At 67.6% G+C, this 1526-nt stretch carries 2 protein-coding genes; both read right to left on the reverse strand.

Annotated features, from left to right (window positions below; genetic code table 11):
* Window positions 1-601: 601 nt before the first annotated feature.
* Complete coding sequence (locus FJ251_16335) at window positions 602-1330, reverse strand: hypothetical protein (GenBank protein MBM4119268.1); 729 nt, start codon at window positions 1328-1330, stop codon at window positions 602-604.
* A 30-nt stretch (window positions 1331-1360) separates the two neighbouring features.
* Window positions 1361-1526: TGS domain-containing protein (locus FJ251_16340; GenBank protein ID MBM4119269.1), on the reverse strand; the 166-nt coding region annotated here is incomplete at its 5' end.

Consider the following 1526-nt stretch of genomic DNA (forward strand, 5'->3'; position numbering starts at 1 on the left):
TTTTTGGCCTGGTCAACGACGGCAGCTTTGAGTTCGGCGAGTGCGGCGCGGGCTCGGCCTGGACCTGCACCACCAACACGACCTGCTCCTGGATTCTCAATCCGATCTCCGTCTGGGGCTATCCCGCGTACGACGGTGTTCTCTGTGCTTGGCTGGGCGGCTTCTGCGGCGGCCCGAACAGCAACGGCTTCTGCCAGAGCCTCTTCATCGATGGCATGTACCTGGACTGGAAGTGGATGGGCTACGTGAACAGTGGCTGCGGCACCGTCTACGTCAAGGCCAATGGCAACACCGTGTGGAGCCACACGATGCAGCTGTCCGAGCACACCTACGGCACCTGGAACAACGCGAGCGCGTTCTGGGGCAACATCAGCCTGGCGGCCTACTGCGGCCAGACCGTGAACCTCTGCCTCGAGTGGACCGCCTGCCCCGATGGCGCCAGCAACGACAACATGCTGGCCGACTACGTGACCCTGAACACGCAGTGCGGCGTCGCGACCGAGGATGCCTCGATCTCGACCGTCAAGGCCCTGTACTAGTCTCTCGCTTACGGAAGCAGAGCATTGCGCCGCGGCCCTCGGGCCGCGGCGCTTTTTTGTGGCTAGATCCCGAAGCGGATGGTCGCCGCGAAGTAGGGCCCGCTGCCTTCGTCCAGGTCGATCGCATCGATCAGCGCAGACTCGCCTTCCAGCGTCCAGTCGCCGCTGGTCAGCTCGTAGCCGCCTTCGACCAGCACGCCCGCCCAGCGGGCCAGGCGCAGATCGAGCCCGTAGTGCGGACGCAGGAGCAGAAAGAGCTGCTCGCCGCGCAGGTAGACTTCCACGAGGCCCGAGTCGGCGGTGCGCTCGACGGTGAGCTCGCTGCGGCCGCCGCCGAGGGCAAGACCCGCCTCCAGGAAGAGCCGCTTGTGCAGAGGCAGCACGCCCTTCACGTCGAAGTAGCCGGCGCCGCGCGTGAAACGGCTGAAGTCGTCGCCCCGCTCGCTCTCGCCGGCGCCGCCGTAACCGCCGCCGCCCAGGGCGACGAAGAGCCGATCGCCGCTGTGCATGCTGAACCAGCCGGCGCCGCCCCAGCTCAGCGTCTTCTCGGGTAGCGTGATGAGGCCGGCATCGGCGAGCGCGCGGTTGGCGTCGTCCAGGTCCAGCTCTCGCCAGACCATGCCGGGCCCGCCACCCGTGCCCGTGCCGTCCAGGTAGTCGTCCTTGAAGTCCTCGTCCTCCCAGAACTTGTCGAAGTCCTTGCTGAGATCCTCGGGTGTCGGCGAGGGCGGCGTCTGAGCGGCGGCGGGAACCGCGAGGCAGAGCGCGAGCAGGAGCGCGAGACGAGTCATCGTTACCCCTTTCGCCGGCGCGGGCCGGCGCTACTTGAGGTGGAACTCGAGGATATCGCCGTCGGCGACCGGGTGCGCCCGGTCCACCGTCTGGCCGTCGAACTTGCCCGACCCCCAGAGGCGGGCCGATGAGAAGCGCTCCACGAACTCCCGGTGCACCTTGGCCGCGACGTCGATCACCGTGCTGCCCAGGGGC

The sequence above is a fragment of the bacterium genome (genome assembly GCA_016873475.1).
In the GTDB taxonomy this organism is placed as follows: Bacteria; Krumholzibacteriota; Krumholzibacteriia; order JACNKJ01; family JACNKJ01; genus VGXI01.